The organism is Novosphingobium sp. FKTRR1, from assembly GCF_020404405.1.
Lineage (GTDB): Bacteria > Pseudomonadota > Alphaproteobacteria > Sphingomonadales > Sphingomonadaceae > Novosphingobium.
Map to the genome: position 1 here is coordinate 23,833 of NZ_JAIZDA010000028.1, position 22,888 is coordinate 46,720.

The 22,888-nt window shown below is 64.2% G+C and carries 15 protein-coding genes; 7 read left to right on the forward strand and 8 right to left on the reverse strand.

Annotation, left to right across the window (positions count from 1 at the left end):
- Nucleotides 1-40 precede the first annotated feature (40 nt).
- Both LDN95_RS18700 and LDN95_RS18705 read right to left on the reverse strand, forming a co-directional pair.
- Complete coding sequence (locus LDN95_RS18700) at nt 41-2,224, reverse strand: M13 family metallopeptidase (protein ID WP_226019086.1); 2,184 nt, start codon at nt 2,222-2,224, stop codon at nt 41-43.
- Between the two features lie 107 nt (nt 2,225-2,331).
- Nucleotides 2,332-4,191 carry an ABC transporter transmembrane domain-containing protein gene (locus LDN95_RS18705; RefSeq protein WP_226019087.1) on the reverse strand — a complete coding sequence of 620 codons (1,860 nt, stop codon included), beginning with the start codon at nt 4,189-4,191 and terminating at the stop codon, nt 2,332-2,334.
- A 164-nt stretch (nt 4,192-4,355) separates the two neighbouring features.
- On the opposite strand from LDN95_RS18705, the gene LDN95_RS18710 reads away from it, so the two are divergent.
- Nucleotides 4,356-5,612: a polyhydroxyalkanoate depolymerase gene (locus LDN95_RS18710; protein ID WP_226019088.1), complete on the forward strand. Its 1,257-nt coding sequence runs from the start codon at nt 4,356-4,358 to the stop codon at nt 5,610-5,612.
- A 40-nt stretch (nt 5,613-5,652) separates the two neighbouring features.
- On the opposite strand, the gene LDN95_RS18715 is transcribed toward LDN95_RS18710, so the two are convergent.
- Both LDN95_RS18715 and LDN95_RS18720 read right to left on the reverse strand, forming a co-directional pair.
- On the reverse strand, nt 5,653-6,114 hold the full coding sequence (locus tag LDN95_RS18715; protein WP_226019089.1) for a MaoC family dehydratase: 462 nt from the start codon (nt 6,112-6,114) through the stop codon (nt 5,653-5,655).
- A gap of 91 nt (nt 6,115-6,205) precedes the next feature.
- Nucleotides 6,206-7,576, reverse strand: coding sequence for a putative O-glycosylation ligase, exosortase A system-associated (locus tag LDN95_RS18720; RefSeq protein WP_226019090.1), 1,371 nt, complete (start codon nt 7,574-7,576; stop codon nt 6,206-6,208).
- Nucleotides 7,577-7,712: 136 nt separating this feature from the next.
- Here LDN95_RS18720 and LDN95_RS18725 point away from each other — a divergent pair, with 136 nt between their 5' ends.
- The 4 genes from LDN95_RS18725 (at nt 7,713) to LDN95_RS18740 (ending at nt 17,045) form a co-directional block, all read left to right on the forward strand.
- Nucleotides 7,713-8,966, forward strand: a complete 1,254-nt coding sequence (locus LDN95_RS18725) for a TIGR04063 family PEP-CTERM/XrtA system glycosyltransferase (protein WP_226019102.1) — start codon at nt 7,713-7,715, stop codon at nt 8,964-8,966.
- Between the two features lie 84 nt (nt 8,967-9,050).
- Nucleotides 9,051-10,736: a hypothetical protein gene (locus tag LDN95_RS18730; RefSeq protein WP_226019091.1), complete on the forward strand. Its 1,686-nt coding sequence runs from the start codon at nt 9,051-9,053 to the stop codon at nt 10,734-10,736.
- Between the two features lie 205 nt (nt 10,737-10,941).
- Nucleotides 10,942-15,582: a glutamate synthase large subunit gene (gltB, locus tag LDN95_RS18735; RefSeq protein WP_226019092.1), complete on the forward strand. Its 4,641-nt coding sequence runs from the start codon at nt 10,942-10,944 to the stop codon at nt 15,580-15,582.
- A 29-nt stretch (nt 15,583-15,611) separates the two neighbouring features.
- The gene (locus tag LDN95_RS18740) at nt 15,612-17,045 is read left to right on the forward strand and encodes a glutamate synthase subunit beta (protein ID WP_226019093.1); all 1,434 of its coding nucleotides are present in this window, start codon (nt 15,612-15,614) and stop codon (nt 17,043-17,045) included.
- A gap of 97 nt (nt 17,046-17,142) precedes the next feature.
- Here LDN95_RS18740 and LDN95_RS18745 read toward each other — a convergent pair whose 3' ends face one another.
- Nucleotides 17,143-18,330, reverse strand: a complete 1,188-nt coding sequence (locus LDN95_RS18745; protein ID WP_226019094.1) for a serine hydrolase — start codon at nt 18,328-18,330, stop codon at nt 17,143-17,145.
- A 237-nt stretch (nt 18,331-18,567) separates the two neighbouring features.
- On the opposite strand from LDN95_RS18745, the gene LDN95_RS18750 reads away from it, so the two are divergent.
- Nucleotides 18,568-19,314, forward strand: a complete 747-nt coding sequence (locus LDN95_RS18750; RefSeq protein WP_226019095.1) for a bacteriorhodopsin-like — start codon at nt 18,568-18,570, stop codon at nt 19,312-19,314.
- Nucleotides 19,315-19,370: 56 nt separating this feature from the next.
- Nucleotides 19,371-20,342, forward strand: coding sequence for a Brp/Blh family beta-carotene 15,15'-dioxygenase (locus tag LDN95_RS18755; protein ID WP_226019096.1), 972 nt, complete (start codon nt 19,371-19,373; stop codon nt 20,340-20,342).
- 18 nt (nt 20,343-20,360) lie between these two features.
- Here LDN95_RS18755 and LDN95_RS18760 read toward each other — a convergent pair whose 3' ends face one another.
- The 3 genes from LDN95_RS18760 to LDN95_RS18770 all read right to left on the reverse strand — a co-directional run bounded on the left by LDN95_RS18760 (nt 20,361) and on the right by LDN95_RS18770 (nt 22,645).
- Nucleotides 20,361-21,014 (reverse strand): N-acetylmuramidase domain-containing protein, encoded by a 654-nt coding sequence (locus tag LDN95_RS18760; protein WP_226019097.1) that lies wholly within the window; start codon nt 21,012-21,014, stop codon nt 20,361-20,363.
- Nucleotides 21,015-21,120: 106 nt separating this feature from the next.
- Complete coding sequence (locus LDN95_RS18765; protein ID WP_226019098.1) at nt 21,121-21,729, reverse strand: group 1 truncated hemoglobin; 609 nt, start codon at nt 21,727-21,729, stop codon at nt 21,121-21,123.
- A gap of 13 nt (nt 21,730-21,742) precedes the next feature.
- Nucleotides 21,743-22,645 carry a DUF3034 family protein gene (locus tag LDN95_RS18770; protein WP_226019099.1) on the reverse strand — a complete coding sequence of 301 codons (903 nt, stop codon included), beginning with the start codon at nt 22,643-22,645 and terminating at the stop codon, nt 21,743-21,745.
- Between the last annotated feature and the right edge of the window lie 243 nt (nt 22,646-22,888).

The window sequence follows — 22,888 nt, forward strand, 5'->3', positions numbered from 1 at the left end:
TCGGGCTGTCCCGTGAAGGACAGCCCGCGGCCAAAAGCCCTCACCAGATCCGTACGCGGTCCGCTGGCGGCTGGTACAGCTTGTCGCCCGGCTTGACGTCGAAGGCCTTGTACCATTCGTCGAAATTGCGGACGAGGCCGTTGATCCGATAGCGGGCGGGCGAGTGGGGATCAGCCACCAGCAACTGGCGGGCCAATTCGTCGCGGACGGCCGTGCGCCACACTTGCGCCCATGACATGAAGAAGCGCTGGTCGCCGGTCAGCCCGTCGATCACCGGAGCGGGCTTGCCGTTCAGCGACAGCTTGTAGGCGCGGTAGGCCAGGCTGAGGCCGCCAAGGTCGCCGATGTTCTCGCCCAGCGTGAGCTGGCCGTTGACGCAGGCCTTGCCGCCGACCGACTTGTCATCGAACGGGCAGAACGCGCTGTATTGCGCCGCCAGCTTGCCGGTCAGCTTTTCGAACGCGGCCTTGTCGTCGGCGGTCCACCAGTCGCGCAAGTTGCCATCGCCGTCATAGCTGGCGCCCTGATCGTCGAAGCCGTGGCCCATCTCGTGGCCGATCACCGCGCCGATGCCGCCATAATTGACCGCCGGGTCGGCCGTGGGATTGAAGAACGGCGGCTGCAGGATCGCGGCGGGGAACACGATCTCGTTATAGACCGGGTTGTAATAGGCGTTGATCGTTTCGGGCAGCATGCCCCATTCGCTGCGGTCGACCGGGCCGCCCAGCCGCGCGGCGTTGTAGCGGAATTCCCAGTCGCTGGCGGCAATCGCATTGGCCAGCGGAGCGGTGGGGCTGATGGCCAGCCCGGCATAGTCCTTGTACTTTTCGGGCGCGCCGATCTTGGGGGTGAAGGCGGCGAGCTTGGCTTGTGCCTGCTCGCGGGTCTTGGCGCCCATCCATTTCAGGTCGGCAAGGTTGGCGGCCATCGCCTTGCGCAAGTTGCCGACCAGATCGGCCATCTCGGCTTTGCTTTGTGCGGGAAAAAAGCGCTCGGCGTAGATCTTGCCGAGTTGTTCGCCCACCTGACCTTCGGTGGCGCGCAGCGCCCGCTTCCAGCGCGGCTGTTGCACCTTCTGCCCGCCGAGCACGGTGCCGTAGAAGGCAAAGCGCGCATCGTCGATGTCGTGCGGCAGCACCCCGGCATTGGCGGTGAGGAACTGCACCGTAAGCCAGTCCTTCCACGCCTGCACCGGTTCGCTGGTGACCAGCTTGGCGATGGCGGGGATGCCGCCGCCCAGCTTTGCGGCGTCGGCGGCCGAAACCTTGGCTTTGGCCAGCGTGTCGGCAGAGGGCGGCATGCGGGTGAGCACCATGGCCTTGGCACTGCCCAGCCCCATCGTGTCGAGCATCGCCGTCAGCGGCAAGGGGGCCAGCGCGGCCTCACCCTCAGCGCGGGTCAGCTTGGTGTAGGTGAGTGCGGTGTTGCGCGAAACGGCACGGTCCCAGTGCGCCTGCGCCAGCTTGGTTTCCAGCGCATAGACCGCGTCCGCCGCCTTGGCCGGATCGGGATTGCCGGCCTTGCCCAAGGCAAAGGTCAGCCATTCCTTGTACTTGGCGCGCACGGTCAGGTTGCGCGGGCTGTCGACCAGATAGAAATCGCGGTCGGGCAGGCCCAGCGATCCGGTGGACAGGTACAGGATGTAGTGCGCGCTGTCCTTTTCATCGGCATCGACGCTGAACCCGATGGGTGAGGCGATGCCGGGTGCGGCGAACAGCGCGGCCAGATCGGCGCTGGTGCGAGCCGCGGCGATCTTGCTCAGCCAGGGCTGGGCGGGGGCAAGGCCTGCGGCGTCGATCGCGGCGGTGTCGAGATAGGCGGCATAGGCTGCGGCGACCTTGCCAGCGGGGGTGGCCGGGTCGAGCTTGGCTGCGGCCAGTTCGTTCAGGATGGCGTGGAGCCGTTCCTGTGACAGGTCGTCGAGCAGGCCGAACGCGCCATAGGCCACTTTGTCGGCGGGCATGACGAACCCGGCCTGCCACTTGCCATTGACGAAGGCGTCGAAGTCGTCGCCCGGCTTTACCGTGTGATCGACATAGCCGAGTTGCAGGCCCGCGCCGGGAAAATCGCGCTGCATAAGCGGTGCGGGTGCGGGTGCGGGTGCGGCGGGCGATGCGGAAGCTGCGGCAGAAGCGGGCGACGGCGCCGGATCGGCGGCCAGCGCCGGACCGGACTGGGCCAGCAGAGTGGTTGCAAGAAGCAGGACTACGGAACGCTTAACCATCGGACAGGCCAATCCCATTCGGTTGCAGATGATACGGCCCGCAGCCTTATCAACCTTTGCCGCGAATGGAAGCTGCCGCCGGTCGATGCGTTGGCGCCGTTGGTCGATCAGTCTTTCGGTGCATCGAACTGCAAGCTGGCAAGGCGGGCATAGAGGCCCCCTTGCGCGCTCAGTTGGGTGTGGGTTCCCTGCTCGACGATCTGCCCCGCATCCATCACGATGATGCGGTCGGCCTGGCGCACGGTCGCCAGCCGGTGGGCGATGACCAGCGTGGTGCGCGACCGCATCAGCCGTTCAAGCGCGTCCTGCACCAGTCGCTCGCTTTGGGCATCGAGCGCGCTGGTTGCCTCGTCCAGCAGCAGGATCGGGGCATCGCGCAGCAGCGCGCGGGCGATGGCGATCCGCTGGCGCTGACCACCCGAAAGGCGGGTGCCGTCCTCACCCAGAAAAGTGTCGAGACCTTGGGGCAGGGCGCGCAGGAATTCCTCGGCATTGGCGGTGCGGGCCGCGTCCCAGATCGCCGCATCGCCGACGTTCCAGTTGCCATAGCGCAAGTTGTCGCGCGCGCTGGCGGCAAACAGGGTGCCGTCCTGCGGTACCAGCGCCATGCGGGCGCGGATTTCGGCCGGGTCGGCCTGGTTGAGCGGCACGCCGTCAAGCCGGATGGTGCCGCCCTGCGGGTCATAGAACCGTTCGGCCAATTGGAACAAAGTGGACTTGCCCGCGCCCGACGGGCCGACGATGGCAACCGTCTCGCCCGGCTCGACCGTCAGCGAAAACCCGCTGAGCGCGGCGACTTCGGGACGGCTGGGGTAGCGGAACGTGACGTTCTGGAACTGCAACTGGCCGCGCGCGGGGCTGGGCAGCACGATCGGCCGGGCCGGCGGAGCGATGTCGGGCTGTTCGTTGAGCAGTTCGGTCAGGCGGCTGGCGGCACCGGCGCCGCGCAGCAGATCGCCATAGACTTCGGTCAGTGCGCCGAAGGCACCGGCGACAAGCCCTCCGGTCAGCACGAAGGCGGCGATGGTGCCGCCGCTGATGCGCCCTGCGGCCACGGCCAGCGCGCCCTGCCACATCACCGCGGTGATGCCGCCGAACACCAGCAGGATGATGATCGCGGTCATCGCCGCACGGATCAGGATGCGTCGGCGCGCGGTGCCGAAGGTGCGCTCGACCGCTTCGGAAAAGCGGATCAGTTCGCGCCCTTCCTGCCCGAACGCTTGCACCACCTTCATCGCGCCCAGCACTTCGGCCACCAGCACGCCGACGTCGGCGACGCGATCCTGGCTGGTGCGCGAGACATTGCGCAGCCGCCGTCCGAAGAAGGTGATCGGCAGGATCACCAGCGGAATGCCGACCAGCAGCCACGTGGTCAGCGCCGGGGCCAGCGCGAACAGATAGACGATGCCGCCCAGACCCATGATCGTGTTGCGCAGCGCGATCGACACGGTCGTGCCCACGACCTGTTCGATGATCGCGGTGTCCGAAGTCATCCGGCTGGAGATTTCCTTGGGACTGTTCGATTCGAAAAAGCTTGGAGGCAGGCGCAGCAGGTTGCCCTGCACCTTGATGCGGATGTCGGCAACCACGCGCTCGCCGAGCCACGACACGAAATAGAACCGCGTCGCGGTGCCAAGCGCCAGCACGACCACCACCAGCAACAGCAGTTCGAACCAGTGGCCCAGCGCGGCAGTGTCGGCCCCGCGCGAAAAGCCCTTGTCGATGATCAGCCGGAAGCCTCCGGGAATCGCCAGCGTTGCCAAGGCCGTCACCACCAGCGCTGCCAGCGAGGCTGCGACTTGCCCCGGATACTTCAACGCCTCGCGCCAGACCATGCGCAGCGGGGTGATCGACCGGGCACGCGGCGGCTCAGCCGCTTGCGCACCATCGGCCTGCGTCAGCGGCGTGGGTTCGGTGGGGTGCGGTTCGGCCAGATGCTGGTCAACGGGTGCGACTTGCTCGTTCATGGCGCCCGACTACCCCATGCAGGCCCTGACCGAAAGGGGGCGCAAGAGGCCGCACTTTCTGCTGCATTGCACAACGTGATGTTTACCGGCACTATGCCAGACAACGCGGACTCGCCCCGGATCGCATCAGGTTGGCCGGTCCTTCAAAACAGGAATGGTTGCAAGTGCTGTACAAGGCTTATGAAATCCAGCGCTCGCTGCTTAACGCATGCAGCGCCATGGCCTCGATGGGGGCCGAGTTGCTCAACGATTCGCGCTTCCCGCTGGCAGGCACGGGGTTGACCCAGATGTACGCCTCGGCGCTCGATGTGTTCGCACACGCAACGGCGCCTCGCGGCAAGCCGACCTTCGGGATCAAGGCCATCCATCTCGATGGTCAGGCCCACGTCGTCACCGAAACGACCGAGATCCACCGTCCGTTCGGCGATCTCAAGCGCTTCAGCCACGATGGACTGCCCGCCGATGCACCGCGCCTGCTGATCGTGGCCCCGATGAGCGGGCACTACGCCACACTGCTGCGCGGCACGCTTGAGCGGATGCTGGAGCACAACGTCGTTTACATCACCGATTGGGCAGACGCCAAATTCGTGCCGTTGAGCGAAGGCCGTTTCGATCTGGACGAATACATCGACTACATCGTCGATTTTCTGGAATTCATCGGCCCCGGTGCGCACCTGATGGCGGTGTGCCAGCCGTCGGTTCCGGCATTTGCCGCAACCGCGATCATGGCGCGCGAAAACAACCCCTGCCGCCCGGTTTCGCTGACGATGATGGGCGGCCCGATCGACACGCGCGAAAGCCCGACGGCGGTCAACGATCACGCCATCACGCGCCCGCACGTGTGGTTCAAGCACAATGTGATCACCACGGTCCCGGCCAACTATCCGGGGGCCGGGCGTCGGGTATATCCGGGCTTCGTCCAGCTTGCCTCGTTCATGTCGATGAATCTGGGCAGCCACATGATGAGCCATTATGCGCTGTTCAACCATCTGGTGCAGGGCGACGGCGAAAGTGCCGAGGGCACCAAGACGTTCTACGAGGAATATCGCTCCGTCTGCGACATGACCGCCGAATTCTATCTGCAGACGGTCGATGTGGTGTTCCAGCGTCACGCTTTGCCCAAGGGCGAGTTTGCGCATCGCGGGCAGGTCGTCGACCTTGGCGCGATCCACGATACCGCGATCCTGTGCATCGAGGGCGAGCGCGACGACATCTCGGGCATCGGCCAGACCCGCGCAGCGTTGAAGGTGACGCCCAACCTGCCCGACAAGCTCAAGCAATACCACCTTGCCGCCGAAGTCGGCCACTACGGCATCTTCAACGGCTCACGCTGGCGCAACAAGATCGCGCCGATCGTCGACGAATGGATCGATCGCCACGACGCGCGCGATTCCGGCCGCAAACTGAGCGTGGTTGCTTGATCTGAAAGTGCGCCCTTGGCATCCGCCAAGGGCGCTCACCTCAAACAAAAAACTGCGTGAGCCATTCGCAGATCAGTGCAGGCTTGGGCTCGCCTTCGATCTCGACGGTGATTTCCATCGTCTGCTGCCACTGACCGGGGCGCTTTTCCTCGATCTCGAGCAGCTTGAACACGCCGCGCACGCGCTTGCCGGCGCGTACCGGGGCCAGAAAGCGCGTCCGGTTGCCGCCATAGTTGACGCCCATCTTGATGCCTTCGGGGCGCGGGCAATCGCTTTGCGCGGTCAGCAGCGGGATCAGCGACAGCGTCAGGAAGCCATGCGCAATGGTGCCGCCGAACGGGGTCTGGGCTGCGGCGACAGGATCGATATGGATGAACTGGTAGTCACCGGTCGCCTCGGCGAATTGGTTGATCCGCTCTTGCGAAACCTCGACCCATTCGGACGTGCCGACCACCTGGCCGACCAGCGCGCCCATTTCGTTCGGGTTGATAAACTTTGCCATGTCCGGCGCCTCACCCTTGTTGTTGAACCTGTTGTTGGGCGTACCATGGCGCGATCGACTGACGCGTGCAACAGCGATGTTAAGTGGCCGATTAAGCGGGCGGTGCCGCTGGCTCCGGGACGACGCGCGGGGCGCGGAATGGCACGATCTCGGTCCGCCGGATGCGCCCGACATAGGCCTGAAGTCCGCATTGCAGGCCGACCAGCATGTAGCAGAACGGCTGGAACGCGATCCCCACGAAGGCACCGCCGAACAAGTAGATGATCTGCGCCTGTTGCAACGCATCGGCAAGCGGCGTCACCCAGACAAGGTCGGGTGGCGGGTTCTTGGCAAAGCGGCGGCGGATCAGTTCCATGTGGACCACCCCCATCACGTGCAACAGCAACCACAGCCCAAGCCCCGGATAGCCCTGTTCGCCCAACATCTCGAAATAGCTGGAGTGATAGGCCCGCGCCTTTTCCACCACGCGCACGGTGCTGATGGCGGTGTTGTTGTCGCCAGCGCTTTCGGACATCACCTTGTCATAGCTGACCGCATTCTGCCGGAACGCATCGAAGCCCCCGCCAAAGGGCCGCGTCTTGACGAATTCGATCGTCCATTTCCACACCGCCACCCGCGTCGAGGCGGACTGGTCCGACTGGTGGTTCTTGATCGTGCTCATCCGCTCGGTAAAGCTTTGCGGCAACAGCGGAACCGCGATCATGCCAACCGCCACGACCACCCCGATGTAGGTCATCCGCCGCTTGGTCGAGCGCAACATCATCACCAGCATCACGCCAAAGCAGATCAGCCCGGTGCGCGCTTGCGTTCCGATCGGCATCAGCACGCAAGCAAAGCTGAGCCCCAGCGCAAACAGCCAGACCAGCAGGCCGGGCTTGAACACGGTGCCGAACCGCGCCAGCCAGAGCGCCAGCGGGATCACGCAGATCGCCACCGTCGAGATGATCGAGCCTTCGTAAAGCCCGGTGTTGTCGTTCACCAAAAGGCGCAACTCGCCATAGCCGCCGCCCGAAAACAGTGTCTTGATCCCGCCGCCGACCACGATGACGCCGACCGACAGCACCATGATCAGCGCCAGCGATTCGATCCGCAGCCGGGTGCGCAAGGTCAGCGGCAGGAAGATCGCAAAGACCAGCGCCTTCCACACCCAGCCCCATTTGTCGGCGGCCTCGACCGGGAAATCGGCCACGCGCGTGGTCAGCCCGCAATAGACCAGCAGCAGGATCATCACGATCTGGCGCGAACCGAGCCGGATGCCGTTCTTGTCCTCGGCCACCGCCCACGACCCCACCGCCAGCAGGAACGCAATCAGCGAGATCGGGATCACCTGCAGAAAGCCCCAGCTGACCTTCTGTGGGGCAACGATATCGATGTAGGCGTATGCCAGCACGAACAGGAACGGTCGGCGGAACCCGGCCGCAAAGAACGCGACGACAAAGGCGGTCAGGAATAAGTTAAGCACCTGTCGTCCTCACACCCGCCTGCAGAGCAGGGTCGCCAGCCGTCTGGACGCGACAAAGGTTCGGACCGATCATGACCATCGCCCTATTCTATCACGGTTGACGCGCCGTTAAGCCATCGCGTGCGAAGAAAGAGCCATCATGCGCATCCTCCACGTTCTTGACCACAGCCTGCCGCTGCACAGTGGCTACACCTTTCGCACCCGCGCGATTCTTCATGCGCAGCAGGCGATGGGGCTTGAGGTGCGCGGGGTGACCGGACAGCGCCAGCTCGATTCGGCGGCGTGGAGCACGTCGGCCGCGACTCTGGCCGATCCCGAAGTGGCAGAAGGGCTGACGTTTCACCGGACGCCCGGTGTTCCCAAGGGCTTGCCCGGTTTGCGCGAATGGGGCGAGATCACGGCGCTCGCCCGCCGGATCGAGGCGCTGGCAGAGGAATGGCGGCCGGACGTGCTCCATGCCCATTCGCCAGCCCTGTGCGGCATGGCGGCGTTGCGCGCGGGTAAGCGGCTGGGCATTCCGGTGGTCTATGAGATTCGCGCGTTCTGGGAGGATGCTTCGGTCGGCAATGGTACTGGCCGTGAAGGATCGGCGCGCTACCGGCTGACGCGGCAATTGGAAAACCGGGTCGTTGCCGGGGCGGATGCGGTCATCACCATCTGTCAGGGGTTGCAGGACGATCTGGTCGCGCGCGGCTTTGACCGTTCGCGAATGGCGATCATGCCCAACGGTGTCGACCTTGCGCTGTTCGGCAGCCCGCTGGCGCGCGATGCCGAACTGGCCGAAGGGCTGGGCCTTGGCAAAGGGCCGGTGATCGGGTTCCTGGGAAGCTTCTACCCTTATGAAGGGCTCGACGATCTGATCGCGGCGATGCCTGCCATCGTCGAGCAATTGCCCGATGCGCGCTTGCTGCTGGTCGGCGGTGGCCCTGCGGGCGATGCGCTGCGTCGGCAGGCGGCGCAGTCGCCCGCTTCCCGTGCGATCTGCTTTGTCGGCCGGGTGCCGCACCACGAGGTCGACCGCTATTACGCGCTGGCCGATGTGGTGTGCTATCCGCGCAAGGCCATGCGGCTGACCGATCTGGTCACGCCGCTCAAGCCGCTTGAGGCCATGGCACAGGGCAAGCTGGTCGCTGCCAGCAGCGTTGGCGGGCATCGCGAACTGATCGAGCATGGCCGCACCGGCACGCTGTTCGCGCCCGACGATCCGACCGCGCTCGCCAACGCCATGATCGCCCTGCTGGGCCAGCGTGAAGGGTGGGACGAACGCCGTGCCACAGCCCGCGCCTTTGTCGAAAGCGCGCACGACTGGGCAAGCAACGTGCGGCGTTATCTTCCCGTTTACCAAACCTTGTTAGGCCAGAGCGTGGAATATGCCGGAATTGCCGCCTGACCGCTCTGTCAGATCGGACTTGCGCAAACCGGCCGAAGGCAGGACGATGATGGCTATGCTGGCATTCGCAGGACATTGCGCAAAGTGAGCGACGGGCGCCCTTCGGCCAACGGGCTTGGCACTTCGCTGCGTCTGCTTGGCGCGCATCGGCTATTCCCGGTCGCAGCCGCACTCTGGTGTGCCGCCCTGTTCGGTCTGTCGAGCCTGGCGGTTTCGGGTCGGGTTTTCGAAGCGATCGTGGTGCGCACGGGACTGCCGGCCATTTTGCCTCCCGCCGCGCCGCCGCTTGGTGTCACCGCGCGGTTGCTGCTGGCGCTCTTGCTGGCGGCAGTGGGCGCCGGTTTGGGGCTTGGTTTTGCGCTGATCGCGCGTCGCCGGATGGGCCGTGGTGCCGAGCGGGCGGGGTTTGCGGATATGCCATCAGCAAAGTTCGATCCGGTCGTCCGTCTGCGCCGGCGCGATGCCCATCCCGATGCGCCACCGCGCCGCCCGCTGGTCCTGACCGACGATCTGCTGCCGCTTACCAGCGATGCGGTTCAAGTGCCGGGCGTTCAGGCAGCCGAAGCGCCTGCGTGGGCTGGGCCGGAGCGTTCAGCCACGCCGTTTGCCGCACCGTTTGACGACGATCCATGGCCGAACCTGCCCGAACCGCAGGTATTTGCCACGTCCGCCACCCCGGATGACATGATTCTGGACTTGTCCGACTGGTCGGCCGAGCCGTCCGATGAACTTCCTGCGGCGGTTGAAGCTGATGCCCCGGCGCTGACCACTCCCACCACCTCTGGGTTCGAGCCTGCGCCTGTGTCGGCCGAACTGGCTGTGTCGGCCAATTCTCCCCAGCCAACGATCTTGCCACCGGTCCTGCCACACGCGCTCAAGTCGTTCGCCTCTGCCGCGATCCCCGATCCGCTGGTGCCCGGTGCGCCCCGCTCGCCATTGGCCAACGCGCCGGTCGCGACGCTGGGGCTTGTGCAACTGATCGAGCGCCTTGCGCTGGCGCTGGCCGAACGCCGCGCGCTGCGCGAAGCGGCAGTCATCGGCGTCGCAGCCAGCGCCAGCGCAGTCGCAGCCGCCGGATCTGCGAAGGAACAAGCCTTCGATGCCTTGCTGGCTGATCCCGAAGGGCACTTTTCCGGTGAAGTGCAACCCAGCGCGCAGGATTGGGACCGATTTGACGAAGTCGCTCAGGCGAGTGGGGCTGCGGCGCCGTTCCTGAACGATTCCGCGGCGGACATCGGCGATGCCACGCCAACGCCGCCCGCGCTGCTGTTGCGCACCAAGCCCAGCCGCCGGTTTGCCGAGCCGCGCTGGGCGGACGACGAGGGCGAACAAGCCTTGGCGACAGGCGAAAGCGAAGCACTCTTCGGCATGCCGGCGCACGATCCGGCCGACCCGTTCGCCTTTGACACAATGACGCAGGCGGATGGCGAAGGCGACGCCACGCTGGCCAACGACGATCGCTATCCGTCGCTGCTCGGGCTGTCGCTGTCGGGGCAATCGCGCCAGATCGGCCGGACCGACGAGATCGTGCCCTTCATGGCCGCAACGCCGGTCGAGCCGATGGCTGCACCGTCAGGCGATCCTGCGCAGGTGGTGCCGTTCCTGGTGCCCCAGTCCGAAAGTGCCGCCGTGTGGCCCTTGCCGACCGCCCCGCGCAAGGGGTGGAACATGCCATCCGGCCAGACACCGGCTCCGATCGACGCCGAAGATGCCGACCGTGCCCTGCGCGATGCGCTCGACACGCTCAAGCGGATGACCGCAAAGGGCTGAATTTCACGACATTGCCGCAACGCGCTGTTGCCGGGATCGCACGTTTCGGTAACTTTCTTGCGCGCAGGCGGGTAAACAGCCCCTGCGCGCAGTTGCAAAATAACTTTCCTGCAGTCATGGGGGAACTTCGCGCAACTTTCGTTGCCTTTCGGGGCAGCGCGATTCGCGTGGGCGTTCCACTTCAGGATGCAGGACACAAATAGAAATGGGTTTTCCGCCGGTTCAGGGCCTCTACGATCCGCGTAACGAGCATGACGCCTGTGGCGTGGGCTTCATTGCCCATATCAAAGGCACGAAAAGCCACGCGATCATTGAGCAGGCGCTGGAAATCCTGCGCAATCTCGATCACCGCGGCGCCGTGGGCGCCGATCCGTTGCTGGGCGATGGCGCCGGCATCCTGATCCAGTTGCCCGATGCCTTGTTCCGCAAGTGGGCCACTGCCGAGGGCAAGACGCTGCCCGCGCCGGGCGATTATGCCGTGGCCATGTGCTTCCTCCCGCAGGATGAGCCGAGCCGCGCCATCGTCATCGAATACTTCGAGAAGTTCATCGCCAAGGAAGGGCAGGAACTGATCGGCTGGCGCGATGTGCCGGTCACGCTCGATGGCTTGGGCAAAACCGTACTCGAACAGATGCCGGTCATCCGCCAGTGCGTGATCGCGCGCGGCGAAGGCACGCCCGATCAGGATGCGTTCGAGCGCAAGCTGCTCGCCATCCGCAAGCAGACGCAGAACCCGCTTGATGCGCTGGCCGAAAAGCACAATCTGCCCGGCATCGCCGAACTGTACATGCCCAGCTTCTCGTCGCGCACGATCGTCTACAAGGGTCTGCTGCTGGCCACGCAAGTCGGCAGCTTCTATGACGATTTGCGCGATCCCGATGCGGTTTCGGCGCTCGGGCTGGTGCACCAGCGGTTCTCGACCAACACCTTCCCCAGCTGGAAGCTGGCGCACCCCTATCGGTTCGTGGCCCACAACGGCGAAATCAACACCGTTCGCGGCAACGTGAACTGGATGAACGCGCGCCGCCGCACCATGGAATCCGAGCTGCTCGGCCCCGATCTCGACAAGATGTGGCCGATCATCCCGCATGGTCAGTCGGACACGGCTTGCCTCGACAACGCGCTCGAACTGCTGGTGGCTGGCGGGTATTCGCTGTCGCATGCGGTGATGATGCTGATCCCCGAGGCATGGGCGGGCAACCCGTTGATGACCCCGGCGCGTCGCGCGTTCTATGAATACCACGCCGCGCTGATGGAGCCGTGGGACGGCCCGGCCGCCGTGGCCTTCACCGACGGGCGCCAGATCGGCGCAACGCTCGATCGCAACGGCTTGCGCCCCGCACGTTTCACGATCACCCGCGACGACGTGATCTGCATGGCCTCGGAAAGTGGCGTGCTGCCGTTCCGTGAAGAGGATATCGTGCGCAAGTGGCGGCTGCAGCCCGGTCGCATGCTCTTGATCGACCTTGAAAAGGGCGTGATCGTCGAGGACGAGCAGATCAAGGAGCAGCTTTCGGGCGCAGAACCTTATGAGGAATGGCTCGCTGCCGCTCAGTACAAGCTCAAGGAGCTTGAAGTGATCGAGCCCGAACTGGCCGCATTGCCGGGCGAGACCACCTCGCTGCTCGATCGCCAGCAGGCCTTCGGTTACACGCAGGAAGACATCAGCCGCTTCCTTGAGCCGATGGCGATCTATGGCGACGATCCGCTGGGCTCGATGGGCACCGACACCCCGATCGCGGTGCTCTCGAAGCGCTCGCGCCTGCTGTACGATTACTTCAAGCAGAACTTCGCACAGGTCACCAATCCGCCGATCGACCCGATCCGCGAGGAACTGGTGATGAGCCTTGTTTCGATGATCGGGCCGCGTCCCAACCTGCTCGGCCGCGATGCCGGCAGCCACAAGCGGCTGGAAGTCGACCAGCCGATCCTGACCAACGACGATATCGCCAAGATCCGTTCGGTCGAGGCGGCGCTGGACGGCGCTTTCCGCACCGCGACGATCGACATCACCTGGGACGCCGCCGCCGGCGCTGCCGGTCTTGAGCAGGCGCTCAAGGAAATGTGCTGGGCCGCGACCGAAGCGGTGCTGGCCGACAAGAACATCCTGATCCTGTCGGACCGCAGCCAGAACGAGAACCGCGTGCCGATGCCAGCGCTGCTGGCAACCGCTGCGGTGCACCACCACCTTGTCCGTCAGGGTCTGCGCATGCAGACCGGGCTGGTGGTCGAAACCGGCGAAGCGCGCGAAGTTCACCACTTCTGCGTGCTGGCTGGCTACGGTGCCGAGGCAATCAACCCCTATCTGGCGTTCGAGACGCTGGAGCAGATCCGCATTGAGCGCGATCTGCCGCTGACGACCTATGACGTTCAGAAGAACTACATCAAGGCGATCGGCAAGGGCATCCTCAAGGTCATGTCCAAGATGGGCATTTCGACCTACCAGTCGTATTGCGGGGCGCAGATCTTCGATGCGGTGGGCCTGTCCACGGCGTTCGTCGACAAGTACTTCACCGGCACCGCCACCACGATCGAGGGTGTCGGCCTTGCCCAGGTGGCCGAAGAGACGGTGCAGCGTCACGCCAGCGCCTATGGCGACAACCCGATCTATCGCAAGATGCTCGACGTGGGCGGGATGTATCAGCTGCGCCTGCGCGGTGAAGAGCACGCCTGGACCGCGTCGAACGTGGCAAGCCTGCAGCACGCGGTGCGCGGCAACATTCCCGAAAAGTATCGCGAATTTGCCGCCAGCATCAACGAGCAGTCCGAGCGGTTGCTGACAATCCGCGGGTTGATGGACCTCAAGGCGGCGGACGAGGCGATCGACATCGCCGAGGTCGAGCCCGCCAGCGAGATCGTCAAGCGGTTCGCTACCGGCGCGATGAGCTATGGCTCGATCAGCTGGGAAGCGCACACCACGCTGGCGCTGGCGATGAACCGCATCGGCGGCAAGTCGAACACCGGCGAGGGCGGCGAGGATCCGGCGCGGTTCACCCCGCTGGCCAACGGCGATTCGATGCGTTCGGCGATCAAGCAGGTCGCTTCGGGCCGGTTCGGCGTCACGGCCGAATACCTCGTCAATGCCGACGACATCCAGATCAAGATGGCGCAGGGTGCCAAGCCCGGCGAAGGCGGCCAGTTGCCCGGTGACAAGGTCGACAAGACCATCGGCAAGACCCGCCATTCCACTCCGGGCGTCGGCCTCATCAGCCCGCCGCCGCACCATGACATCTATTCGATCGAAGACCTCGCGCAGCTGATCCACGATCTCAAGAACGTGAACACCGGCGCGCGCATCTCGGTCAAGCTGGTGTCCGAAGTGGGCGTAGGCACGGTTGCTGCGGGCGTTTCCAAGGCGCGCGCCGACCATGTGACGATCTCGGGCTACGAAGGCGGCACCGGCGCTTCACCGCTGACCTCGCTGACGCACGCGGGCAGTCCATGGGAAATCGGTCTGGCCGAAACCCAGCAGACTTTGCTGCTCAACAACTTGCGCAGCCGTATCGCGGTGCAGGCCGATGGCGGCATCCGCACCGGGCGCGACGTGGCCGTGGCCGCGTTGCTGGGCGCGGACGAGTTCGGCTTTGCCACCGCGCCGCTGATTGCGGCCGGGTGCATCATGATGCGCAAGTGCCACCTCAACACGTGCCCGGTCGGCGTCGCCACGCAGGATCCGGTGCTGCGCGCGCGCTTCACTGGCCAGCCCGAACATGTGATCAACTACTTCTTCTTCGTTGCCGAAGAGTTGCGCGCGATCATGGCCGAAATGGGCTTCCGCACCGTTGCCGAGATGGTCGGCCGGGTCGACCGGCTCGACACCAAGAAGGCAGTCGACCACTGGAAGGCGCAAGGCGTCGACCTGTCGAAGCTGCTGCATCAGGTGGAACCGGTGGAGGGCACCACGCTCAACTGGAGCGGGCGTCAGGATCACGGGCTCGATGCTGCACTCGACAACGATCTGATCGCTGCTGCCCGGCCTGCGCTGGAGCGGGGCGAGGCGGTGCGCATCGAGCGCAACGTGATCAACGTCAACCGCACGGTCGGCGCCATGCTTTCGGGCGAAGTCGCCAGGAAGTACGGCCACAAGGGCTTGCCCGACAATACCATCGCCATCGCCTTCCGGGGCGTAGCGGGGCAATCGTTCGGCGCGTTTCTGGCACACGGCGTTACGCTCGATCTGGTCGGTGACGGCAACGACTATGTCGGCAAGGGACTGTCGGGTGGCCGCGTGATCGTGCGTCCGCCAGCGCATGTCGAGCGCGAGGCGACCGAGAACATCATCGTCGGCAACACCGTGCTTTATGGCGCGATCGCGGGTGAGGCCTATTTCAACGGCGTGGCGGGTGAACGGTTTGCCGTGCGCAACTCGGGCGCCATCGCGGTTGTCGAAGGCACCGGAGACCACGGCTGCGAATACATGACCGGCGGCGTTGTCGTCGTGCTTGGCAACACCGGGCGCAACTTTGCCGCAGGCATGTCGGGCGGTATCGCCTACGTCTATGATCCGGAAGGGCGTTTCGGTAAGCTGGTCAACGCCGCCATGGTCGACCTTCTGCCGATCGCGGCTGAACCGGATGAGGATGAAGGCACCGGCCGTCCGCAACAGCGCGGGGTCGATGTCAACGACTTCGGCATGGGCGACGTGTTGCGCCACGATGCAGAGCGCCTGCGCATCCTCATCGAACGCCACCTCCTCCACACCGGCAGCAAGCGCGCCCGCGCCATCCTCGACAAGTGGGCCGAGGAACTGCCGCGTTTCGTCAAGGTCATGCCACGTGATTACGCGCGCGCGCTCCGACAGCTCGAGGCCGAGCGCCTCGCCGCTGCTTCGGTCGCTGCAGAGTAAGACATTCGGGGAATAAGGGTTAGATTACAATGGGCAAGGCAACCGGCTTTCTCGAGGTCGATCGCAAGGATCGCAGCTATGACGCTCCGGCGGAGCGGCTGAAGCACTACCGCGAATTCGTCATCCCGCATGATGAGAACGCGCTTCAGGGGCAGGCGTCGCGCTGCATGAACTGCGGCATTCCGTACTGCCACAACGGCTGTCCGGTGAACAACCAGATCCCCGACTGGAACCATCTGGTCTATGAGAACGACTGGCGCGAGGCGCTGGACAATCTTCATTCGACCAACAACTTCCCGGAATTCACCGGCCGCATCTGCCCCGCCCCGTGCGAGGCGGCGTGCACGCTGAACATTGTCGACCAGCCGGTGACGATCAAGTCGATCGAATGCGCCATCGTCGACAAGGGCTGGAAGGAAGGCTGGATCGAACCGCAGGTTCCGGCGAAAAAGACTGGCAAGTCGGTGGCCGTGGTCGGTTCCGGCCCGGCTGGCATGGCCTGTGCCCAGCAACTGGCGCGCGCCGGGCACTCGGTGACGGTGTTCGAAAAGAACGACCGTGTCGGCGGTCTGCTGCGTTACGGCATCCCTGACTTCAAGCTGGAAAAGCACCTGATCAACCGCCGTCTGGTGCAGATGATGGCCGAAGGGGTAGAATTCCGCACTTCGGTCGAAGTCGGCGTCACCGTGTCGGTCGCGTCGTTGCGCGAAAACTTCGATGTGGTGGTGCTGGCCGGCGGCGCGGAAGACCCGCGCCCGATCGGCATTCCGGGCTTCGAACTGCCCGGCGTGCGCTATGCCATGGAGTTCCTGACCCAGCAGAACAAGCGCGTGGCGGGCGACGACGAAATACGCGCCGCCCCGCGCGGCTCGCTGGTCGCCACCGGCAAGCACGTTGTCGTGATCGGTGGCGGCGACACCGGATCGGACTGCGTTGGCACGTCCAACCGTCAGGGCGCCGCCTCGGTCACGCAGTTGGAGATCATGCCGCGTCCGCCTGAAAAGGAGGACAAGGCGCTGTCGTGGCCGAACTGGCCGCTAAAGCTGCGCACCTCGTCCAGCCATGAAGAAGGCGTCGCGCGCGAATTCGCGGTGCTGACCAAGCGGGTCGCGGGCGAAAACGACGTGACCGGGCTCGAATGCGTCCGTGTCGAATGGGTCGGCGGCAAGATGCAGGAGGTGCCCGGCAGCGAATTCACGCTGAAGGCCGATCTGATCCTGCTCGCGATGGGCTTTGTCGGCCCGCGCAAGCTTGGCTTGCTCGAACAGGCTGGCGTCGAGCTCGACCAGCGCGGCAACGTGAAGGGCAATGTCACCGACTACAAGACCAGCGTCGAAAACGTGTTTGCCTGCGGCGACATGCGGCGCGGCCAAAGCCTTGTCGTCTGGGCCATCCGCGAAGGCCGTCAGGCCGCGCGTGCGGTGGACGAAGCGCTGATGGGGGTTACCGAACTGCCACGCTGATCGGCCGCGGCAAGTCCGGTCGAGTGGAAAGGGCGCCCCTGCAAAGGGCGCCCTTTCGCATATTGCGGGTCAAGTGCATTGGGGGGAAGCGGGCGCTCTATTGCCCCGCGTCGATCAGGGCTTGCACCTGCTTGTAGAACGCCTCGCGCGCGGCGGGCTGGGGACCAAGATCGGCGCGGGGCCAGTTGGCGTTGCTGGCAATGACCAGACGCCGCTTGGGGTCGATGAAAATGCCTTGGCCAAAGATGCCCTGCGCGGCAACCGACCCCTCATCATACGTCCACCACTGGAAGCCATAGCCACGACCCGGCTCGCCATCGTCCTTCTGCTTGTGCGTGGCTTGCGCAAACCAGTCGGGCGGCACGATCTGGCGGTCGCCACTACGCCCGTTGGCCAGCACGAACAGGCCCATCCGGGCAAAGTCGCGCGTCGCGGCCTGCAGGCAGCAGCCGGCGATCTCGTGGCCGGTCTTGTCGAGCAGCCAGGTCGCCTCGGCTTCCATCCCGGCGGGATGCCAGACTTTTTCCTCAAGATAGCGCGACAGCGGCTTGTGCGTGGCTTCGGACACCAGCACGCCGATCAGGTTGGTCTCGCCGGTGTTGTAATGCCAGACTTCGCCGGGAGGATGGGCGCGCGGCAGCTTGCGCATGTAGCTGACGGTGGCGTCCAGACCCTGCTCTGGGGCGGCGTTGTTGAAGCGGGCAACGTCGGACTTGGGGTCTTCGTAGTCCTCGTTCCAGCGGACGCCCGAACTCATGGTCAGCAACTGGCGGATGGTGACATCATCATAGGCAGAACCGCGCAGGCCGGGGACATAGCGGCTGACCTTGTCCTCAAGGCTGTGGATCGCGCCATCCTGAATGGCCGCACCGACCAGCGTGGAGGTGAACGACTTGGCCACCGAAAAGCTGGTCCAGCGCCCCTTGGCATCGAAATCCAGCGCATAGCGCTCCAGCCGGATGCGCCCGTCCTGCACGATCACCAGCCCGGCGGCGCGCTGGTTGGCCATGTACTGATCGAGGCCTGGGACGACCAGCGGCTTGCCGACCGGCAGTGGCAGCGGGTGGGGGGAGGGCGAAATCCTGTTGGCCTTGGCCAGCACCGGCAAACGATCCATGGCGCGGAACGCGGCGTCGCGCTGCGGCACCGACCAACTCAGCACGTCGGCATCGGTCGGCATGGCCGCCAGCAGGCCGCGCGTCTCCTTGTCGAGGCTGGCGTACCAGCCGCCGGCTGCAAGCAATACCGCGCCCACCAATGCAAGGCCGATCGTTCGTTTGCGCATGGCTCCCCATCCCTTTGTCGTGTCGTTTTCAGTCGCCAGCATAGCGCTGTCTCCGTGTCTGCAAAGGGGGCTTCGTCGGGCAGCCAATCGCATCAGTGATGGCAAAGTTCCGCTGTGATTTTAAAATATTGTTCCAAATTTCACCAAAGATCAGGTTGCTATTTTTTGCCCGAGATGGTCAGTTTTCCACAACCCAAGTCATAATTCATAAACACGGGTTACAATGGGAGACTGGCGATGCAAGGAATAACCTTGTTTCAATACTCGCTGATATACAACGCATTCTCGTTTACACTGGCGGCAATGGCAGCGACTACGCTTTTTCTTTGGATCAGCCGATCCGACGTTGCGGCGCCTTATCGCACGGCGGTGACGATTTCCGGGCTGGTCACGGCAATTGCGGCCTATCATTACTGGCGCATCTTCAATAGCTGGGAAGCGGCTTACGACGTTCGCAATGGCGTGGTCGCGGCCACCGGATACGCCTTCAACGATGCCTATCGATACGTCGACTGGCTGTTGACCGTGCCGTTGCTGCTGGTCGAATTGGTGCTGGTAATGCGGCTTGATCCGGCCGACGCGCGCAGCAAGTCGCTGACGCTCGGCTTTGCGGCAGCGCTGATGATCGTACTGGGCTATCCCGGCGAAGTGGCCGCCGATATCCCGACCCGCGCGTTGTGGGGTACGCTTTCGGCCATCCCGTTCGTCTACATCGTCTGGCAGCTGTTCAGCGGTCTTGGTGCCTCGATCGAGCGCCAGCCCGGTGCCGTAAAGGGGCTGGTCAAGCAGGCTCGCTTGCTTACCTTCGCCAGTTGGGGTTTCTATCCGATCGTCTACATGGCGCCCTATGTGCACCTGAGCGGCGCGGATGCGACCACGACAATCCAGCTGGGCTACACGATTGCCGATCTCATCGCCAAGGCGGTGGTCGGGTTGCTGGTGTTCAATATCGCGGTGCGCAAGTCACAACTCGAAGCCGCGTGACGCAAAGGTTCGGCGGGATGGCATTTGGTGACCGATCCATCCCGCGGATCCCTGACTTGGAATCCCGAACGCTTTCGAGCGGAGAAAACGGCCAGACCCGGATTTCACCGGTGTTCTGGCTGTTGCTCGTTCTGGCGTCTTGCAACGCGTTGGGCGCGCGGTTCGGGCTGTGGTCGGTCGAGAGCGAGCCGATGGCGCTGGCCGCGATCGGCATCATGCTGCTCGGCGGGTTGCCGCACGGCGCCTGTGACCTGTCACTTGCCGCCAAGGCGTGGGGTTCGGGCAGACGTGAACTTTTTTGGGTGCTGGTTCCTTATTTGCTCGTCGCGGTCGTGATGGCGCTCTTGTGGTGGCGGGTTCCGCTGCTGGCGCTGGTTGTTTTCATGTGCCTTTCGGCGTTCCATTTCGGGGAAGACTGGGGGATGCTGCCCGGCGGTCTGCTGCGAGCGATGGCCGGACTCGCCGTCATCTCCGTCGCCAGTTTCGGCCAGCAGGTCGCGGTAACCGAATTGTTCATCGCGCTCACCAGAACGCCCGACGCCGCGCTTGTCGCACAATGGCTTGCCGCCAGCGCGCCGGTCGCCGTCTTGGTGACGGCGGTGGGCTTGTACCAGTCCTGGCGCTCGGGGCACCGGATCTGGGTCGCGGCTTATGCTCTGGGCTACCTTGGCCTGCTGATCCTGCCTCCGCTGGAGGGGTTCACGCTGTTTTTCGTCGGGCTGCATGCCCCTCGGCATTGGCGCCAGTTGATCGCGACACTGCCTACGGTCTTGCGGCAGCGCGCGCTGCGAGAGGGCGCGGGCCTGTCCGCGTTGAGTATCGCGTTGCTGGCAATCTGGCTCGTGCTCCAGAAAACAGCGACCAGCCCTTCAGCTGCCGATCTGGCGCCCTACAGCCTGCATTTGGGAGCGGAAGTGTTTCGCATGCTGTCGATTCTTGCCGCGCCGCATCTGGCCCTGTCGATCGCGATCGAGCAGCGGCTTACCCTTGCCGCGCTCGATCCGACCCACCGCCCAGCGCTGCGTTGAACCGCCGGACAGCCAGCGTCACTTCATCGCGGCAGCCAGCTTGTTGTGATAGTTGAACTGCTCGTACTTCGGGCCGTTGTAGGCCTTGGCAAAGGCGCGGCAGGTATCAGGGTTGGTCGAGATTGCAGCCATTTCGTCCTGCAACTTGTTGTGCTCGATAAAGCGGCTGAGCAATTCGTAGTGCCCCGCTTCGGAGGGCACGGTCGAGAAAGCCAGCGCAAACGGCGAGTCGTAGTGGAAATCGCTCCAGTACTGGCCGAGCACCTGAAATTTGCCCCACGATGCCGACATGAACGCGGCATCGACCTCGCCGGTGACGATCGCGCCGAGCAGCTTGTCCCAGCTACTGACTTCGTAGCCGCCGCCCTGCGGATTGCTGAACGTGCTGACCGAGTATTTGCCGCCGGTGAAGCCGTGAAACTTGTGCCGTTCAAACAAGATCTTGGGCTTGCCAGACGAGTCAAAACCCAGGCCCGAAGCCTCGACACTGGCGACCGCGGCGAATTGCTTGGCGCTGACCTTCAGCCTGTCGGCAAATGGCTTGGCATCGGCGGCCGAAAGCTTGGCCGGGGCGGGATTGGTGAACGCCGCGAGCAGCGCCTTGCGCGAACCATCGCCCCAGATGCCGTCAGGCTTGGCGCCGATCGCTTTTTGCAGTTCGATGATGTTCATGGCATTTCATCCCCTGTCCATTCTTATGAACGAAAGTATGCCGTATTACTGGCTTGGGGGAAATACTTAATGCAGGATCACCATTATTTATTTCCGAAGTATGCGATCAGCCCGGATGACGGCGGAAAAGACGGCGCTCCTTGCGCTCGACGACATCGCGATCCATCGGCGCCAGCTTGGCCAGAAAGCGGTTCTGTGCCCGAAAGGTGACGTGGTGTTCGCGCATCGCCTGTTGCAGATCCTCGACCAGCGCGTTGAGATCGGCGCGGGTTGTTCCCAGACCTTTGTGCGACGATGCCATGTCTCGTCCGGTATACGTGCATCCGGCATTGAGAACTTGGCAGAACTGTTCGAACAGGGTGCGGCGCAAGCGTACTTGGTCATGATCGACGAAGATCGCCTTGATACGCGGGTCGGCAACGATGATCGCGACGAAGCGGTCGGTGATCCGGCGGATTCCGGCCTGGCCGCCGAACGCACGCGCCATGGCGGTTCCGACGAACGGACTCGCCCCGGCATTGGCATTGCTCTGCACATAGGGATCGACCGGGATTTCCCCTGTCAGCGGATCGCGCTCCTTGCGCTTCACGCCGAATTCGCGGTCCCAATCGACCTGTTCGGCGGTGTTGGCGGCGCTTTGCGACGGAGTTGGTGACACGGCTTCGGCCGGCGGCAGGGGCTGCGAGGCAAGCGCAAGGGCAAAGGTCAGGGACATCGCTGCAACCTCATCAGAACGCGAACTGGACCGAGAACAGCCCGCCGCGTTGGCCGCCAAACGTCGCGACCGAACCGACATCGACATAGGCGCCGGTCAGCGTGACATTGCGGATCGGCGCATAGGCCACGAACAGGTCCACCGCATCGTTTTCATGCGCGATACCCAGGTTGTCGGGGCGGGTGCGGTATTCACCGCCGACCACCAGCCGCCGCGACAGCATGTAGGCGAGCGAACCTTCGAACTGCAGGCTCGCGCCTGCCCTGCGGTCGCCGCCAAAGCCGAGCAGGCCGAACTGGTTGGCCTTGGTCAGACGTACGGTCGCGTCCACCAGCACACTGTGCGACAGCAAGAGCTTGGACGCGCTCAGCGTGAAGTCGGTGCCGCTGGCGGCCTTGGCGCCGACCGCGCGGACAATGGCGCCGTCGAGATTGCGTTTGTGCTGTACGCCGATCGCAATGGCGGGCAGCAAAGTCGGGCCATAGACCAGATGGCCCGCCAGACGCAGCTTGGCCGAAAGGATGTCCTGATTGAAGGTGAACCCTTGGCCCAGACCCAGTGCGGCCCCGACCTTGCGGGTGTTGAAGTTCTGCCGGGCATAGGCGAATTCCAGCCGGTCATGGATGCCGATCGCGATGCCGTGGCTTTGCCAGCCGTAGTCGGGCAATACGATCAGCGTGGCGTGACCAGAGATGCCGATGGCGCGTTCGGTGCCGCGCCCGGCAATGGTGCTCCAACTGGCAAGGCCACCGCCACTGGCGCCTTCGACCGAACTGATCCCGTTGGTCAGCAGCAGTTTGGCATCATCAAGCAGGGGTTCGGCCTGAGCCGTGGTTGGATGCGCAAGCAGCAGGGCAAGGCTGCCAAGTGCGCAAACGGTCTTGCCTGCCCCGATCGATTGCGTTTTGCGGATCATGCTGAATTTTCAATTGCGAGGTAATCAACAAGTCTTGGCTAGCCTCATTCCTTGAAAACATCGTTAAGGCTTATCGCACGTCGATTCAGGATTCGTTGATAAATAGCTGTTTTATTGTAACTGCTCAGGAGGTTGGCAGAAAATGGTTGCGCGGTGACTCGGAGTTTGATTCACCCTGCTGATGGCCCCACCCCCGCTTCATGTGCTGAGCGAAGCTGAGAAGAACGAGCTTCTTCTGGCCCA

What these genes read in the sequence shown, in the direction of transcription:
- LDN95_RS18770 (WP_226019099.1), bottom strand. Translation starts at nt 22,645, where the DNA reads ATGATCCGCAAAACGCAATCGATCGGGGCAGGCAAGACCGTTTGCGCA.
- LDN95_RS18745 (WP_226019094.1), bottom strand. Translation starts at nt 18,330, where the DNA reads ATGCGCAAACGAACGATCGGCCTTGCATTGGTGGGCGCGGTATTGCTT.
- LDN95_RS18705 (WP_226019087.1), bottom strand. Translation starts at nt 4,191, where the DNA reads ATGAACGAGCAAGTCGCACCCGTTGACCAGCATCTGGCCGAACCGCAC.
- LDN95_RS18760 (WP_226019097.1), bottom strand. Translation starts at nt 21,014, where the DNA reads ATGAACATCATCGAACTGCAAAAAGCGATCGGCGCCAAGCCTGACGGC.
- LDN95_RS18765 (WP_226019098.1), bottom strand. Translation starts at nt 21,729, where the DNA reads ATGTCCCTGACCTTTGCCCTTGCGCTTGCCTCGCAGCCCCTGCCGCCG.
- LDN95_RS18740 (WP_226019093.1), top strand. Translation starts at nt 15,612, where the DNA reads ATGGGCAAGGCAACCGGCTTTCTCGAGGTCGATCGCAAGGATCGCAGC.
- LDN95_RS18700 (WP_226019086.1), bottom strand. Translation starts at nt 2,224, where the DNA reads ATGGTTAAGCGTTCCGTAGTCCTGCTTCTTGCAACCACTCTGCTGGCC.
- LDN95_RS18715 (WP_226019089.1), bottom strand. Translation starts at nt 6,114, where the DNA reads ATGGCAAAGTTTATCAACCCGAACGAAATGGGCGCGCTGGTCGGCCAG.
- gltB (WP_226019092.1), top strand. Translation starts at nt 10,942, where the DNA reads ATGGGTTTTCCGCCGGTTCAGGGCCTCTACGATCCGCGTAACGAGCAT.
- LDN95_RS18750 (WP_226019095.1), top strand. Translation starts at nt 18,568, where the DNA reads ATGCAAGGAATAACCTTGTTTCAATACTCGCTGATATACAACGCATTC.